Raw genomic sequence first — 16,158 nt, forward strand, 5'->3', positions numbered from 1 at the left:
TAAGCAAACCTAATAAATATGTTGGATTTGATCTACCCCCATAGTAAATGGGTAAAGTGAGAGAATCTGAATTAAAAATAATTAGAGAGTGGTTTGAATGCCATTTCTACCATTGTCTTTTGCTTGATATAACGCATCATCGGTTCTAAGTAAAAAGTCATCTAGCTGCTCCTTAGGGCGATACGTTGTGATACCAAAACTCATGGTGATTTTTGGTTCGATGGAGCTCCTGCTTAAGCTTCTTTGTATATTTAATGCAGTGTCTACCGCGTCATTTATAGACGTGTTTGAGAGGGCTATAATAAACTCTTCACCTCCCCAACGACAAATGGTGTCGCCCTTTTTTAAATGAGAGGTGCATATTTCAGAAACATGCTGAATGATTTTATCACCTGTTAAGTGACCATAGGTGTCATTGACTTTTTTGAAGTGATCGATATCTAGTAGCATCAAGGATAGCTTGGTGTTTTGTTTGTCGCTTTGTTCCATATAGTTTTTGATAATAGGTTCAAAGGCTTGTCGATTAAGTAGGCCGGAAAGTTTGTCTGTACTTGCCATATACAGCAAGTTTTTCTGATGGCGATTAAAGGTGATATGAGCAATTAATAATACGGCTACTGTTACTAATACGCTTAATAGGAGATTTACTTTAAATGTGTTGGTTAGATCGTTCTCTGTTGACAAAGCATCTTGCTCTACAATGAGGTACCAATTGAATTCATCAATAAAGCGGCTGTTTAAAAAGACTTTCTTATTCTGGTCCAAATAGTGACCTGAACTGGATTTAGTGGATAAAATCTTCTCTACAATTACAGGGTTATTAATGTGTTCATTAAGGTTCTTATCATTATTAAAGCTTTCACCGTGAAGCGTTATGTTTCCTGAAATATCCGTAAAATAAACCGTGCGTTGATAGCGTTTTTGATAACTCGTTATTAGGTTTTTTACCATATCCAACGCTAGCCCGACACCGGTCACTCCAATGAAATTGCCTTCATAGTCCATCACTTTATAATTAACAAAAACCGTCATTTTTGATGGCTTAGCGGTATCGTGATCTATGTTTATTTCATACGTTTGTTGGGATGGGGTGTTTCTGAAACTAAAGTACCAGCGGTCTAAAGGGTCATCACGGGTAACCACTTTTAGCTTGCCGTTGGGGTGATAGTAATTATGGCTGGCATTACTGACAAAATAACTGGTGACTGTGTTGTATTTAGTTTGGATCTCTTTCAAATATTTGATGACTTGCTGGGGGTCATTTTCACCATTCAGTTTCCAGTCACGGACAAAGGTGTCTTGAGCCATTAGGGATGAAATAAAAATAGGCTTAAATAAATCGTGTTGGATCTCGGAGTAAATATTATTGCTTGTTAAGGGAAGGGAATCTTTTGATATTTGAGCTTCAATAGAGCTGTGTGCCGCCTGATAGCTAAGCCAGCTTGTTACGAAAAAACCGGACAGTAATAGAATGGCGAGAAGAATACTAAAATGCTTTTGTTCTTTAATCATTAACAAATTGTCTCAGATAATAAGAAGGAAGACTATTTTGAATGAATAGCACTCGAATACAAGTTGTTTTCTTAGTATGGGGCAAAAATAAAGGGGTATTTTAACCTGTTAATGTAATGTGGATAGCCGTTTTTTCTGTGCTTGTATGCCCTGTAGTTAGGCTATTGGGAGCTCTAGATATAAAAAACCAAACAACCTTATCATAATAAAGTATGTCTGGGTTTTTTTAGGTTATCGAGAACCTAGTGTATGGTGCGGATGGAGAGACTCGAACTCTCACGCCGTGAAGCACTGGAACCTAAATCCAGCGTGTCTACCAATTCCACCACATCCGCAAAATTAGGTGGCGAAATAATACTTGTTTTTTAGCTAATAGCAAATGTTTTTTTCATAGATTAGATAGATTTGTCTATGTCATTCATATAAATCAACAATGAAAATAAGACATAGAAAGGGGAACATGTTTAAATAATCCATCATTAATCTGCTCGGGATGTTGGACTTTAGTATATGATCATGTTGTCGAATTTATTTATGCTAAATACGGTTAATGTATACACATTGATTTTCTTTCTCACATGTTGGTGGGGATATGCTTGGTACGCTCAATATAACTCACGTCGAAAAGCTTGCTTGGTTAGTGTGCTGCATCAATATCGTATTGCATGGATGAGCCGATTGTTAAAACGAGATAATCGGATTGCAGATACATCCGTTATGGCGAATTTAGAGCGCAGTAGTTTATTTTTTGCATCAAGCTCGTTGATCATAATTGCGGGTTTGTTTACGGCGTTTAATTATTCCGAAAAGGCCATAGACGTTATTTCTGAATTTTATATACTGGCTCCGAACAGTTCCCATGAATGGGAATTAAAAATTATTATGTTAGTGGTTATTTTTGCCTACGCATTTTTTACCTTTACTTGGTCTGTTAGGCAGTACAACTTTTGCTCCGTTTTAGTGGGTAGCGCACCTTTGGCATCGGAAGTGGGCACCACAGATGAAGAAAGGGAGTACTACGCTTTGCACATGGCCAAAGTCTGCTCTTTAGCGGCCAATCAATTTAATTACGGGTTACGTGCATACTATTTTGCTATGGCATTTTGTGGCTGGTTTATTGGACCTTATTTTTGTATGGCGAGCAGTTTGTGTGTGGTTTTAGTATTATACCGCCGAGAATTTCGCTCGAAGACTTTTAAAACTTTAAATCGTGGATTGGTTATCAAAGAACATGCTTCCTAATTTTCCTGCTCAGGTGCCAGAGGATTTGCCCCCTAAAAATCGTACAGTCCAAATGAATGATGCTTTATATCAATATTTAGTAGATCATTCTGTTAGGGAATCGGATCTACTGACGCAATTACGTAAAGAGACGGCCCAGTATCATATGGCCAGAATGCAGCTATCCCCTGAAGTGGGGCAATTCTTGTCTTTGATGGTCAAGTTATTAGCTCCGAAGAAATTATTAGAAATTGGGGTTTTTACAGGCTATAGCACCTTATCTATTGCACAAGCGATGACGACAGACGCTAAGCTGATTGCGTTAGAAAAAAACAGATGTGGCTAGACATCGCCAATCGATACATAGAGGAAGCGGGCTTAAACAATCAAGTGCAGACGATCTGTGGGAAAGCACTCGAGTCTTTAGTACCTTTGATTGAATTTGAGAAAGGGACATTTGATTTTATTTTTATCGATGCAGATAAAGCCAACTTGATTGAATATTACCAACAGTGTAAACGGTTGCTAAAAAGTGGAGGATGTATTGCGATAGACAACACCCTCTGGTGGGGCAATGTGGCGGATGAGTCTTTTAATGATAAGGACACTCATATTGTTCGACAGTTGAATACCTTAATTCATCAAGACCAAGAGGTAGATGTCTCGTTATTGTCTATTGGTGATGGATTAACTCTCATTAGAAAAAAATAAGGAAGCCGGTAAAAATACCGAAAACGAAAAATCAAGAGTGATTCTTTCGTATTAATTTCAGTATTTGTTGTGTTTTTTAGGTTTCTTTCTCTTGAAATTCCTTTTAATGGCATTACCTAGTGAGTACTCGTTAGAACTTACAAGGGTCACTTTTTTGAGTGATCTGCCATTTTAGAGGAGCACTTTGTAACATGGCAACTGATACACAAAAAGAAACGTTAGGCTTTCAAACAGAAGTGAAACAACTTCTTCATTTGATGATCCATTCTTTGTATTCTAATAAAGAAATTTTCCTACGTGAGCTAATTTCCAACTCATCAGACGCGGTTGATAAATTACGTTTTGAAGCCGTATCTAATGCCGATTTGCTTGCTCAAGATCCAAACTTACGCATTCGTGTTGAATTTGATAAAGAAGCTAAGACCATTGTCATTGATGATAATGGTATCGGTATGACACGCGAAGATGCAATTGCCAACCTAGGTACTATTGCTAAGTCTGGTACCGCGTCTTTCCTTGAAAAATTAAGTGGTGATGAGAAAAAAGACAGCCAATTGATCGGTCAATTTGGTGTAGGTTTTTATTCTGCTTTCATCGTTGCGGATTCTGTCGCAGTAGAAACCCGTTATGCTGGTGCAGCGACAAATGAAGCGGTTCGCTGGGTTTCTGATGGTTCTGGTGAATTCACAATTGAAAACATCGAAAAAGAAACTCGTGGTACTCGCATTACGTTGCATTTGAAAGCGGAAGAACTTGAATTCGCAGAAAATCACCGTCTACGTACGTTAATCACTAAGTATTCTGACCATATTTCCATTCCTGTTGAAATGGAAAAAGTGGTTTATCCTGAAATGGATGAAGAAGGCAATCCAAAGCCTGTTGACGAAAACAAAGCGCCAGAATTCGAAGCGGTGAACTCAGCGAAAGCACTTTGGACGCGTGGTCGTAATGACGTGACTGAAGAAGAATACAAAGAGTTCTACAAGCACGTTTCCCATGACTTCCAAGATCCGTTGAAATGGTCTCATAACAAGGTTGAAGGTAAATTAGAATACACTAGCCTGTTGTACATTCCTTCAAAAGCACCTTACGATCTTTGGAATCGTGATATGCAGCGTGGTTTGAAATTGTACGTACAGCGTGTCTTTATCATGGATGAAGCGGAAGCGTTCTTGCCGCCTTACATGCGTTTCGTTAAAGGTGTTGTGGATTCAAATGATTTATCTTTGAACGTATCACGTGAAATTCTGCAGAACGACAGTGCGGTTGATTCTATGCGCTCTGCCTTGACTAAGCGTGTTTTAGACATGTTAACTAAAATGTCTAAAAATGAGCCTGAGCAGTATCAAGCATTTTGGGATGAATTTGGTAATGTTATCAAAGAAGGCCCAGCAGATGATATGGGTAACAAAGATAAGATTGCTGGTCTATTGCGCTTTAGTACAACGAAAGACGATGCACCAGAGCAAACACATTCTTTGGCTAACTACATTGAACGTATGCCTGAAGGGCAAGATAAGATTTACTACATCTATGCTGAAAATCATAATACAGCGAAAAACAGCCCTCATTTAGAGATCTTGCGTAAGAAAGGTTTTGAAGTTTTATTGCTAAGTGATCGCATTGATGAATGGATGATGTCTTCACTGCAAGAGTTTGATGGCAAATCTTTCCAAGATGTCACTAAAGGCAAACTTGATTTAGAAGAAGACAGTTCTGAAGAAGCGAAAAAGGCAAAAGAAGAACAAGCTGAGAAAATGAAACCTCTGTTAGATCGCATGACAGAAGTATTAAAAGAGAAAGTAACCGCAGTGAAAACCACTGATCGCTTAACCTCTTCTCCAGCGTGTCTGGTTGTAGGTGAATACGATATGGGTCTGCAAATGCGTCGTTTGCTTGAGCAAGCGGGTCAGCAATTGCCAGAGTCTAAGCCTAGCTTAGAGATCAACCCAGAGCATCCAATTGTTGTTAAAATGGATGTTGAATCTGATGAAGAGCGTTTCACAGATATGGCTTGGTTACTGTTTGAACAAGCGACCTTGTCTGAAGGTGGTCAACTTGAAGATCCAGCGACCTTTGTTAGTCGTATGAATAAGTTGATTGTTCAGCTAAGTCAGTAAAACAGCTTCTATGAATTGACTGATAAAAACCGCCTCTAGTGATAGTGGCGGTTTTTTTGATTATAACGATGACGAATTCTGATCTCTCTAGTTAGGAATATTATGTTTACACTTGTTGAACTAACCGTTGAGGATGTTTTACCCATTCGACAGCGAGTTCTCTGGCCTCAAAAGCCGATGTCTTTCTCTGAAGTTAAGGGGGATGCAAGCGCACGCCATTACGGTGTAATGAAGCAAGAGTCGCTCATTTGTGTCGGTTCATTTTATCAAGAGGGTACGACTGTCCGCCTGCGTAAGTTTGCCACATTGCCAGCCTATCAAGGACAAGGGGCAGGGCGTTTTATGCTGGAATCGATAATGCCGCTTTTACGGCAATCTGGAGCCACTCATTTTTGGTGTGACGCCCGTGAAAGTGCGAAAGCCTTTTATCAAAAGTTTGGATTAACCCCCGAAGGTGACCGCTTTTATAAATCCGATATTCCTTACTATAAGATGGTCACAAGACTTTCCTAATATTTGATTGGAAAAATTGAACTGTTTAAGGAAAGCTATGAATACCTTTGATGAACTATGCTAGAAATTGGCTTATGTTTGAAACAATAGATTACTAAAATGTGTCAGTAGTGACTTCAGACCTACAATATAACTTGCTAAATCAAAACCGCCACTTATGATCGTAGCGGTTTTAGATTTGCTGATTAAGGTAAATAATTTAAAATAATCTGCAGACACTTGGTTAGTCTATATGAAAAACCTCTTTCATATTTAACCACCATTCTTCTTGAGGCGTTTCTGGCCATTGCTCCTGCATAGGTTTCATATACTCCCACCATTTGATGGTTTCAGGGTCTTGTGCCATCGCTTTCATATCTGTGGTGAAATTGTCTCCAGTGTACTCAAAATAGGAGAAGAGAATGTCTTCATGTAAAAAAATTGAGTAATTCTGGATATTAGACTTTTTAATTTGTGCTAATACACCAGGCCATACGGCAGCGTGTTCTTTGACATACAGTTCAAGATACTCTTTCTTTATGCGAATGGTTTGACCATATCTTTTCATAAACCCTCCTTTTAATCTTAAGGTATTATTACTTGAACCTTTCCGATTGCTTTTCCACTTGTTGCTAGTGTAAAAGCATCATCAATATTATTTAAGCTATATTGTTTAGCGATCAGCAGGTCAAAATCAAATAGGTTGCTTTCAATGACTGAGATTGCTTGAGTAAATTCAGTATTAAATTGAAATGAACCAATTACCTGGATTTCTTTAAGCATGATTTTATTTAAGTTAGCTGGTGTATTGGATGTCTGCATATTAGATAGAATTGAAATTGCCCCCCTTTTTTTACTGACTCTAATGCAAAATTAAAGGCATGTATCGAGCCGCTCGCTTCAATGATTGCATCAAACTTATCTAGGTAATCTGACGATTCAAATTGATCAATGATGAGCCCATTTTTGGCGCCTAACTTAACCCCTAATGCGACCGACTCGGGTTTTAAATCTAGGCAGGTGACAGTGGCTCCTTTAGAAAGCGCAGCCACAATGGCAAGTAACCCCATAGGGCCGCAACCTGTCACTAGAACGTTGTCTGATGCGTTTATGTTGGCTTGGTTGACCGAGTGGAGAGAGCAGCCTAATGGTTCGGCAAAAGCCAAATGCTTTGCTTTTGTTGTTTCTTTTACCGGGATGCAGCATTTTGCTGGAAACACAATATGGGATTGAAAGAAGCCGTCTATATGAGGAAGTGTGAGTGCAGATCCTGGGAATTTTTTCTGTAAGCAAAAATTCTCTTTTCCTGCTAGGCAATAGCTGCATCCTCCACATGCGATTATGGGGTTTAGTGCAACGAGTTGTCCCATTTTAAATGAAGAACCGTTAGGGTCTTGAATTTGTCCACAAGCTTCGTGACCAAGAGTTAAGGCTCGATTTAATTTAAAACCGGCATTTTCAAAATGATTGAAATAATGCATATCGGTTCCGCATATACCGGCAACATCAATTTTTATGAGTACATACCCTTCCGGAATGTCTGAAGGAATCTCGGCTTTAGAAACGGAGAGTGTTTTAGCTTGAGTGAGTTTAGAGGTGATAGCAGTCATTGAATAAATCCTTAAAAACCGATTGAATAGCCAGCATCAACAGGAAGAGCTACTCCGTTAATGTAAGTGGACTCTGGAGATGCTAAGAAATAACAGGCATCTGCGACATTTTGAGCGGTTCCAAATTTTCTGGTTGGAATGCGTCCAAGAATTTTTTCACGTCTTTCTGGATCTTTTTTTAGGATCGCATCGGTCATATCTGTGGCTATAAATCCTGGGCAAACGGCATTGCAGCGGATGCCGAATAATGCCGCATCAACAGCAATACTTCTTGTCAGTCCGATAACAGCCGTTTTTGATGTGACGTAAGCGGCCGAGTTTGGTAACGCGATCAGTCCCGCCATTGACGATATATTAATAATAGATCCGCCACGGTCTTTTTGAAGTTCAACATATCTACCGCATGCTTTGATTACGGATTTAACATTAATATTTAGGATGTTATCTAATTCAATGTCCTCTATTTCCCACGCTGGTTTCTTTAAGTGAACACCAGCATTGTTGATTAAGGCAGATATATCTTGGGTCTTTTCAAAAACTTTATCGAGATAAGATGTGTCTTGCCAGCCAGATAAGTCATGTTCAATAAAAACCAGATCACCAGAGTCCATTTTTTGACTCAACTGGGCTAGATCTCCTAAGGTTCTTGCTACCACAAAGACGGTAAACCCCATGTCGAGAAATTTTTTTGTTTGTATAAAACCTAGGCCTTTATTTCCGCCAGTAATGAGTACATTGGGCATTTTCTTCTCACTTGTAATGTTTTAAATATAAAGAGTTTAAATGAGCAACAAAGGTGTCACATTCAATGTTGTTCCTAAAAAAATCCGGGAAAATAAGGCAAACGTCATCCACAAAGCCGAGAAACCATTCGTCACGAGGGCGAGTCCAAGCGTTACTCATGGTGTTATATACCCCGTTGAAAAAATGATGATATAACTTGTCGGTTTTTAATTTATTCCATGACCCCAAGTGCGCTGGCTGACCTTCATTTTGTAAATAAATGGATGATTGGATTGGCTCTGATGAAATCCATGTGGCAAATTTTATCGCGTCATCAGGATGCGAGGTTTGGGCTGAGACGGCAACGCCTGCACCACCTAAGATGGACCGGCGAATATTGCTGTTATCAAAAGTAGGCAGATCCAAATAGGAGAGAGTGTTATCGCGGAACCCCGGTCTGATGTAGTTTACATACCCAAATAGACAGGGAGAGTAGGCAAAATCATTGGTTGTTGACAATAAATCCAATACATCTATTGGGTTCCAGTCTACCGCTTCCGGAGGGGAGAGCTGATATAATCGACGAAGTAGGCTTAAGCATGATGCTGTTTTCTGCGGATCAAAGAAGACACCTTGAGCCGCAGGAAAGGTTTCATTCAAACTTGCCAATAAGGTCAATAGTGCATCAAAGGCATCCACTGGTTTTAGTGGAGTAATGGACTTATAAGAACGAGCATCAGATGCAAAAAAATCTTTCCATTGTTTGGGTATAGGAAGCTTAAGATCCGGTCGATACACTGCAACTTGGCAAGCGGCATCAACCGCATATGCCCACGATATCCCATTATATATATAACTCTCGTGAGATCCTCCGATCGAGTTGTTTGCTAAGTCTGCATTGTCTGGTAAGGGGAGTAGGCACCCATTTAGCGCAACTTGGCCGACATGGGGGTGGTCTAAAATAATAAAATCGTATTTTTTTGCTAATTCGGAAATAGATGCATCGGCAAACTCTTGTAACGTACGAACCTTCCATTCAATATCGACGTCGGTTTGCTTAGCGTACTCATTTGATGCCGCTATAAGACAGTCAAGACCGCGAGGATGGTTCCATGTGATGCCTTTTAGTTTTATTCGTTCGGACATGACTGATCCCCCACTAATTGTATTTTTCTTTGCTCATGCATAGAAGTATAAACGGCTTCAACTAGGCGGATGGTTTCAACGCCATCTTGGACGCTATTTTCCGGTTCTCTGTCTTCTTCAATCGCAGATAAGAGTTCGCCCATACTTCCTATAAATGCATCCGGAAACCATGTTCCTTGAAGAGACGGAGTAATCCATGTGCTTTTATCAATATCTTCACTAAAGAAAGAAAGGGTATCGTTGGTTCCATTTGGATAATTGTAGAGCGCGCCATTTGTTCCTTTTGCTGTTCCTTTCGAGCCCTCAAATCGAAATGTAGCCCACCAGTCTTCCATGTCTGGTGAAATATTATTGTGGTTGTCTCGAACACCACCCCAATGGTCTTCATTCCATCGTAAATGAATCATGGTCCGGCTTTCTCCTGCTGCAACTTGACCAGGCCATTTTGCGCTTTCTGCATAAACATGCTTTGGCATTCCGCAAATGTATCTAAGAGCGTCAAGGTAATGAATGCTGTGATACATTACTTCTAGACGAGGGATTTCAGTGATCCAAGGCCAATTTTCCCAGTTTGTAAAAACATTAACGGAAATGTTTGTGTCTAATAAGTCGCCTAGAAGGTTTCTTTTTACCAATTGTTTAACATATTGAATACTAGGAGCCCATCTCATCTGATGGTTTACGGCACCCTTAATGTTGTATGATGTTGCTAGATCAGCGATTTTTTTTGCGTCATTAAGGTCCGTGCCTAATGGTTTTTGGCAGAGAAAGTGCTTTCCTGCAATAGCAATTTTTTGAACTATATCGGATTGCATTTCAACAGGTAATGCTATATCGACAACATCTACCTTGGGATCGGCTAATAAATCATCTATTGAATCGTAAACCGTTGGAATATTGAACCTTTGAGCCACTTGTTGTGAGCGTTCTTTTGAGCGGTTGTAGATACCAACCACATTGTAACCAGCCATTTCGTATGCAGGTAGGTGCGCTTCTGAAACAATTTCGCCAGCGCCAATAATGCCTATTCCTAAAGATTTATCTCTAGGTGTTTTTGGGTGATAATCTATATCAATCATATATTTTTCCTTAGAGAAAATAGTTGGCGTCATGCTCTCCTAAAGAAGGCGCGCCTTTGTTTGATGTTAATCTTTGTCCATTAAAGCGGATAGGAAGCTGAGTAGTGGTAATATGTTCTCCTAAACTGCTTGGAACGTCGTGTAGCATGTCAAGGTCATCAAAAATATCTCGCTCTATTAGCTCGAGCCAGCTTTGAACTGGAGAGATAGTTACAGAATGAATCGTACGGCTCGCCTTTAAATATCTTTCAAAGTCCTTATTCATCATATCTTCCGGAGCCTGTTTAGGATGACCACCAAACCACTGATCATGGATGGTATTGTCACTGAACACCGCCACCCAATGCTGGTTATTATGAAAAAGCTGATATTCTTTAAAGATTCTATTTTCTTCTGGAATCATATTGTTTAGCACCGCGGTCACTTCAAGGTTGTAAACATCTAAAAGAGATTCCATTAAGCTAGTTTCAACCAATCTAAACGATGAATCTTTTTGCCTTTGTATTAAGGCGGCCAAAACCCCTTGAGCAAGACAGTTTCCTGCGGACATATCTGCAATAGCTAACCCTACTGGAACGGGTTTGCCTCGCTGATTGCGTAAGCCATGAAAGCATGACCCAGATAGTGCTTGGACTAACAAATCCTGTCCTGGCTTAGTGTCATAGCGTTTTAAAGGCCCGTAACCACTGATTGATCCATAAATTAAGCTGGGGTTAAGCTTTTTTAATGTAGAGATTCCGAAACCTAATTTTTCCAGTACTTTTGGGCGGAAATTTTGAATAAGAACATCACACTTTTTTATGAGTTTTTTGAGTGTGGTTTTGCCTTCCTCAGATTTTAAATCAATTTCAATTCCATATTTATTTCGATTAATCGCTTCAAACAAAATATTCGTATTGTTATTGGTTATTCTATAAAGGCGACGGGTTAAGTCTCCAACTCCAGCTCTCTCTACTTTTATAACGGTGGCCCCGAGATCCGCTAAAATTTTTGTTGCTAATGGACCCGCTAAAAATTGGCTAAGGTCTACAACTAATATGCCGGATAGAGGTTTATTTTCTGATGGTGTTGTTTCCATAACCTTCTGCCTCTACTTTTGAGTTTCACCTAGATTTGGTGCCGGTTTATTATTGGTTAATATTTGTCCGTCAAAACGAATTGGGCAGCGTGTCGTGGTTAAAAAACCATGCTTGTCATCACCTACAATCTGAGTAATACCAAGCTCTTCAAACACGCCTCTTTTATTTAGCTCTCCCCAATCCAATACTTCTGCACACCAAAAATCAGCTGGTTCTAATTTTTCTAACCAAAATTGTGTCTTTTGTTTCTTTAAATGAGCACCTATCAATTCTTTGATCTTATCGCGTTCATTAAACCAAGATTCTTCACAGATGAACTCTTGTAGGGCGTTTAACCCAATGAGTTCTCCTAGCTTGATAATGGACCCCATCGCAAGTGCTAAGTGACCATTCTCTGTTTCATAAATACCATAAGGCGCTCCTAAGTATGCATGGGCGTTGTATGCCATGGATCGTATAGGAAGTTGTTGTCCATCATTAAAGAAAGCGGTTAGCACTTCAAATTGTAAATCTAGAGTCGACTCTAATAAGCTGACCTCTACTTTACTTCCTTTCATTGTTCTGCCTCGCTGAATTAATGCCGCTAATATGCCTTGAACCAAATGATTGGCTGTATACATATCCGCAATAGCCAACCCGAATGGCATAGGAGGATCGTTACGGTTTCCTGAGAGGTGCATGACACCTGACATGGCTTGCACTAGTAAATCTTGCCCAGGTTTGTTTTTTAATGATGCAATGTTTCCGTATCCAGAAACGCTCCCATACACAATACCAGGGTTAATTGATAGTGTTGATTGATAATCTAAACCTAATCGATCCATGATTCCTGGTCGAAAATTTTCAATCAACACATCCGCATTTTTAATCAGTTCCTTCGCCGATTGTAAATCATCAGGATTCTTTAAATTTAGAGCTACGCTGTCCTTTCCTCTGTTTATAGAGTTAAATGTTACCGAGCTGCCATTATGAAACATGTTTGAAATGGCCAGCTTGCGTGCTGGATCTCCGCCATCAGGGCGTTCAATTTTTATTACGTGAGCGCCTAAATCGGCCAATCGCAATGCGGCAAGAGGGCCAGCCATGAATTGGCTAAAGTCTAAAACAGTAATGCCTTCAAGAGGTTTGCTCATAATGTGTCCTGGGGATTGTTTTTGTTTACAAGTAATAAGTGGTCGCACACTAAGACGACATCACCATTGCCTTTTCGTGTTATGACGCGTTCTACCACGATGCCTTTTGTGTTAGGTGATTTTTCATGGTCGTATTTATTTACGATGGTGATCGTTGTTTTGAGTGTGTCATTAATAAAGACAGGGTTTGGGAAGCGCAGTCTCTCATATCCATATGTCATGGCTTCAGGGTTGAGTTCACCTGCTCCTAACCCTATGCCTACAGAGAAGGTTAAGGTTCCATGAGCAATGCGAGACCCGAAAGGCTGTGTTTTACACCAGTCCTCGTCCATGTGATGAGGGTAAAAATCCCCTGTTTGTCCTGCATGTAAAACGATGTCAGCATCGGTAATGGTTCTGCCTGTCGATGTGCGCTCATAGTTCAAATGATAGTCTTCAAAAAACTTTGTTAGAGACATTGTTTATTTACTCCGATCAAAATTGGTACTACCAAGATACCAATAACTTATATTTTTCTCTATAAAAAAATCTATAATTTTTTCATTTATTGTAATTAAAATTTAACTTTAATCATTAAGTATTTGATTTTTAATGACATTTTTTATTTTTTATTGAGAGTTTATTATTTTCGGTTATGATTTTTTTAAAAATTGGTTGCAATCAAAAAAAGATTCTTGGTATTGTGGTGCTACCAGTTTTCTGGTGTCGGTCAAAATAAAAATAATGGAATCCATTTTATATCTTAACAAGTAAGCGTTTTTTATTTGTTTTGTTCGGATGGGTGCTGCACAAAGTAGGAATCAATCAAATGCAAAAATATAAATTTACTAAACTAATATTAGCCGCAGCGCTTGCATCGACAACGATGTTGTCTCATGCAGCTAAGCTTGAGGTAGGCGCTATTCTTCTTGATACTCGTGGTGAATGGATGTCTGAAGTTATACATGGAATGGAAGCCGCGGGAGAAGAGTTGGATGTTAAAGTGAGAATTGTTGATTCAAACGGCGACTTAAGTAAAGAAGCGTCTTTGATTGATAATTTCATTGCTAGGCAAGTTGATGCGATCACATTATCTCCATTAAATGATGAATCTTCTATTGCGGCTTTTGAAAGGGCTGTGGATGCAGGTATTCCAGTTATAACATGGAACTCAAAGGTTAACTCACCAAAATCTAAGTATTTTGTGGGCGTTAATAATTATGATCTAGGGAAGAAAACCGGTGAAGTAGCCGTTGAGTACATTAAAAATGAAATGGACGGAAAAGCAAACTTAGCCGTTATTGGCACGCATAAATACTCTGTTGGTCTGGAAAGAGTGAATGGTTTTCTAGATCAAGTCAAAGCCTTGCCTGGCGTGAAAATTGTAGCGAATCAAGACGCTGAATATGTTGAGTTAGGTCTTACGGTAACTGAGAATATTTTAGAAGCGAACCCTGATGTGAATTTAGTCTGGGCGTGGAATTTAACGTCTATGTTAGGGGCTTATGCCGCTATAGATTCAAAACAAGATAATAAACCTATGCTAATGGGAACGGATATGAGTTTAGATGTTGCTCGTTACATGGAAAATGATAACTCTTTTCTATTAGCCGTTACTACTCAGCAGCCTTATGAAATCGGACGCCAATCTATTTATCGAGCGGTCGATGTCGCTAAGGCTGGACAGACGGATTCCGAAGTTCTCGTGCCATTGAAAACGTACCATTCAAACGATAAACAATCCTTAAAAGAATATAACGAAAGTCGAGATTACTTGAAATAAAGTCTTCGATCACAGCTTCTTTAATTAGAAGCTGTGACTTTCTTTAAATTTTATGGGTGATAGAGATGCAAGACATTGAGTTAGCTCTAAGTGCACGAAATATCTGCAAGTCTTTTGCAGGTGTTGCTGTCTTAAAAAACGTTTCATTAAATGTTGCAAAGGGATCTGTCCATGCTCTAATTGGCGCAAATGGAGCAGGGAAGAGCACATTAATTAAAATTATTACTGGCGCGTATACTAAGGATTCGGGAGAAATTTTCTTAGAAGACATTGAAGTGAATATGTCGACTCCAATGTTTGCAAATAGCAAAGGGATTTGTGCTGTATATCAGGAGTTTAGCCTTGTTAACACCTTGACGGTAACTGAAAATGTGTATTTGGGGCGTTTGGAAAAAACCTCTATAGGCACCGTTAATTGGAAAAAATGTAAAGCGAAAGTTGAAGAGATTCTTCTTTTTCTTGAATCAGATATAAGTCCTGATGCTGTGGTTCAAGACCTGTCTGTATCTCAACGCCAAGTCGTGGAAATTGCTAAATCCTTATCACACAATGCAAAAGTGTTGATTTTGGATGAGCCAACAGCGGCATTGTCTGATAAAGAGGTGCAGGTTTTATTTAAAGTAATTCGCAAGTTGAAGAATGACGGCGTCGCTGTTGTTTATGTCTCCCATCGACTAGAAGAATTTCCGCAAATTGTCGATGAGGTGACCATCTATAGGGATGGTAAAAATGTGATCAGTCTTCCTATCGAAGAGGCCTCTAAATCAACCATTATTAAGCATATGGTAGGAAAAAGTGTTTCAAAAAGCGACCCTATTCGTGTAAAGCAAGGCAGCATAGCGATTCAGGTGAGTAAACTAAGCTCTCCGGGGAAGTTTCAAGACGTTTCATTTGAAGTGAAAAGCGGAGAGGTCTTAGGTTTGACTGGGTTGGCTGGGGCAGGTCGTACAGAAGTGGCAAGAGCACTGTTTGGGCTTGATAAGGAATCCACTGGAGAGGTGAAAATCCAAGAAAACGTGGTCACTATTTCAAGTCCTATGATAGCTAAAAAATACGGAATAGCATTCGTAACCGAAGATCGACGAGAAGAAGGTCTGATTATGGATGCAAGTATTTCTGATAACTTAGCCGTGACTGTACTAGAGCGTTTAAAGCGAAAGTTATTTCTATCGAAATCAAAAATTGATCACCACTCTACGAGTAGCATTCAAAACTACGATATTAAGTGCTCTGGTTCAAATCAAGTTGTTCGTCGGCTCAGTGGTGGTAATCAACAAAAAATTGTTGTTGCGAAATGGATGGCGACAAATCCAAATATCTTGATTTTAGATGAGCCTACACGAGGTATTGATGTTGGTGCCAAATCACAAATTTATACCTTGATAAAAGAATCTGCTGAAAAGGGGTTGGCCGTTATTGTTATATCCTCAGAAATTCCAGAGATACTGGATTTATGCTCTCGAATTTTGGTTATGTCCGCGGGGAAGTTAACTGCGAATATTGAAAATGTCGATGTCTCTCAAGAAGATATCCTTGAATATGCAACCCAATAAACAAACTGTTCCATAGG

At 39.4% G+C, this 16,158-nt stretch carries 17 protein-coding genes and 1 tRNA gene; 7 read left to right on the top strand and 11 right to left on the bottom strand.

The window, feature by feature from the left end; translation table 11 throughout:
* Nucleotides 1-81: 81 nt before the first annotated feature.
* Nucleotides 82-1,512: a sensor domain-containing diguanylate cyclase gene (locus tag O1D97_RS15325; protein WP_269126989.1), complete on the bottom strand. Its 1,431-nt coding sequence runs from the start codon at nucleotides 1,510-1,512 to the stop codon at nucleotides 82-84.
* Nucleotides 1,513-1,762: 250 nt separating this feature from the next.
* Nucleotides 1,763-1,847: transfer RNA gene (locus tag O1D97_RS15330), tRNA-Leu, on the bottom strand.
* 175 nt (nucleotides 1,848-2,022) lie between these two features.
* On the opposite strand from O1D97_RS15330, the gene O1D97_RS15335 reads away from it, so the two are divergent.
* The 5 genes from O1D97_RS15335 to O1D97_RS15355 all read left to right on the top strand — a co-directional run bounded on the left by O1D97_RS15335 (nucleotide 2,023) and on the right by O1D97_RS15355 (nucleotide 6,077).
* Nucleotides 2,023-2,754 carry a DUF599 domain-containing protein gene (locus O1D97_RS15335; protein ID WP_269126991.1) on the top strand — a complete coding sequence of 244 codons (732 nt, stop codon included), beginning with the start codon at nucleotides 2,023-2,025 and terminating at the stop codon, nucleotides 2,752-2,754.
* On the top strand, nucleotides 2,744-3,079 hold the full coding sequence (locus tag O1D97_RS15340; protein ID WP_269126993.1) for a class I SAM-dependent methyltransferase: 336 nt from the start codon (nucleotides 2,744-2,746) through the stop codon (nucleotides 3,077-3,079). Before O1D97_RS15335 ends, O1D97_RS15340 begins: the two co-directional genes overlap by 11 nt.
* Nucleotides 3,070-3,444: an O-methyltransferase gene (locus O1D97_RS15345; protein ID WP_269126994.1), complete on the top strand. Its 375-nt coding sequence runs from the start codon at nucleotides 3,070-3,072 to the stop codon at nucleotides 3,442-3,444. Before O1D97_RS15340 ends, O1D97_RS15345 begins: the two co-directional genes overlap by 10 nt.
* Before the next feature lie 191 nt (nucleotides 3,445-3,635).
* Nucleotides 3,636-5,564: a molecular chaperone HtpG gene (gene htpG, locus O1D97_RS15350; protein WP_269126995.1), complete on the top strand. Its 1,929-nt coding sequence runs from the start codon at nucleotides 3,636-3,638 to the stop codon at nucleotides 5,562-5,564.
* Between the two features lie 102 nt (nucleotides 5,565-5,666).
* The gene (locus O1D97_RS15355; RefSeq protein ID WP_269126996.1) at nucleotides 5,667-6,077 is read left to right on the top strand and encodes a GNAT family N-acetyltransferase; all 411 of its coding nucleotides are present in this window, start codon (nucleotides 5,667-5,669) and stop codon (nucleotides 6,075-6,077) included.
* A gap of 223 nt (nucleotides 6,078-6,300) precedes the next feature.
* Here O1D97_RS15355 and O1D97_RS15360 read toward each other — a convergent pair whose 3' ends face one another.
* From O1D97_RS15360 to O1D97_RS15400, 9 genes are read right to left on the bottom strand one after another with little or no spacing between them, the layout of a single operon-like run.
* Nucleotides 6,301-6,624 carry an L-rhamnose mutarotase gene (locus O1D97_RS15360; protein WP_269126997.1) on the bottom strand — a complete coding sequence of 108 codons (324 nt, stop codon included), beginning with the start codon at nucleotides 6,622-6,624 and terminating at the stop codon, nucleotides 6,301-6,303.
* A gap of 17 nt (nucleotides 6,625-6,641) precedes the next feature.
* Complete coding sequence (locus tag O1D97_RS15365) at nucleotides 6,642-6,839, bottom strand: hypothetical protein (protein WP_269126999.1); 198 nt, start codon at nucleotides 6,837-6,839, stop codon at nucleotides 6,642-6,644.
* A gap of 8 nt (nucleotides 6,840-6,847) precedes the next feature.
* Complete coding sequence (locus O1D97_RS15370; protein ID WP_269127001.1) at nucleotides 6,848-7,666, bottom strand: zinc-dependent alcohol dehydrogenase; 819 nt, start codon at nucleotides 7,664-7,666, stop codon at nucleotides 6,848-6,850.
* A gap of 11 nt (nucleotides 7,667-7,677) precedes the next feature.
* Entirely contained in the window at nucleotides 7,678-8,409 is a 732-nt protein-coding gene (locus O1D97_RS15375; protein ID WP_269127003.1) for an SDR family NAD(P)-dependent oxidoreductase, read from the bottom strand.
* A gap of 7 nt (nucleotides 8,410-8,416) precedes the next feature.
* Nucleotides 8,417-9,535, bottom strand: a complete 1,119-nt coding sequence (locus O1D97_RS15380; RefSeq protein ID WP_269127005.1) for an ABC transporter substrate-binding protein — start codon at nucleotides 9,533-9,535, stop codon at nucleotides 8,417-8,419.
* Entirely contained in the window at nucleotides 9,520-10,614 is a 1,095-nt protein-coding gene (locus O1D97_RS15385; RefSeq protein WP_269127007.1) for a Gfo/Idh/MocA family protein, read from the bottom strand. The genes O1D97_RS15380 and O1D97_RS15385 overlap by 16 nt, the downstream gene beginning before the upstream one ends.
* A gap of 10 nt (nucleotides 10,615-10,624) precedes the next feature.
* A complete protein-coding gene (locus O1D97_RS15390; RefSeq protein ID WP_269127009.1) occupies nucleotides 10,625-11,692 on the bottom strand; it encodes a CaiB/BaiF CoA transferase family protein in 1,068 nt (355 codons plus the stop codon).
* Nucleotides 11,693-11,704: 12 nt separating this feature from the next.
* Nucleotides 11,705-12,826 carry a CaiB/BaiF CoA transferase family protein gene (locus tag O1D97_RS15395; RefSeq protein ID WP_269127011.1) on the bottom strand — a complete coding sequence of 374 codons (1,122 nt, stop codon included), beginning with the start codon at nucleotides 12,824-12,826 and terminating at the stop codon, nucleotides 11,705-11,707.
* Nucleotides 12,823-13,284 (bottom strand): MaoC family dehydratase, encoded by a 462-nt coding sequence (locus O1D97_RS15400; RefSeq protein ID WP_269127013.1) that lies wholly within the window; start codon nucleotides 13,282-13,284, stop codon nucleotides 12,823-12,825. The genes O1D97_RS15395 and O1D97_RS15400 overlap by 4 nt, the downstream gene beginning before the upstream one ends.
* 350 nt (nucleotides 13,285-13,634) lie before the next feature.
* Here O1D97_RS15400 and O1D97_RS15405 point away from each other — a divergent pair, with 350 nt between their 5' ends.
* Complete coding sequence (locus tag O1D97_RS15405; protein WP_269127015.1) at nucleotides 13,635-14,588, top strand: substrate-binding domain-containing protein; 954 nt, start codon at nucleotides 13,635-13,637, stop codon at nucleotides 14,586-14,588.
* A gap of 65 nt (nucleotides 14,589-14,653) precedes the next feature.
* The gene (locus O1D97_RS15410; RefSeq protein ID WP_269127017.1) at nucleotides 14,654-16,141 is read left to right on the top strand and encodes a sugar ABC transporter ATP-binding protein; all 1,488 of its coding nucleotides are present in this window, start codon (nucleotides 14,654-14,656) and stop codon (nucleotides 16,139-16,141) included.
* Nucleotides 16,142-16,158: the final 17 nt, after the last annotated feature.

This window comes from Marinomonas phaeophyticola (assembly GCF_026966905.1).
Taxonomy (GTDB): Bacteria; Pseudomonadota; Gammaproteobacteria; order Pseudomonadales; family Marinomonadaceae; genus Marinomonas; species Marinomonas phaeophyticola.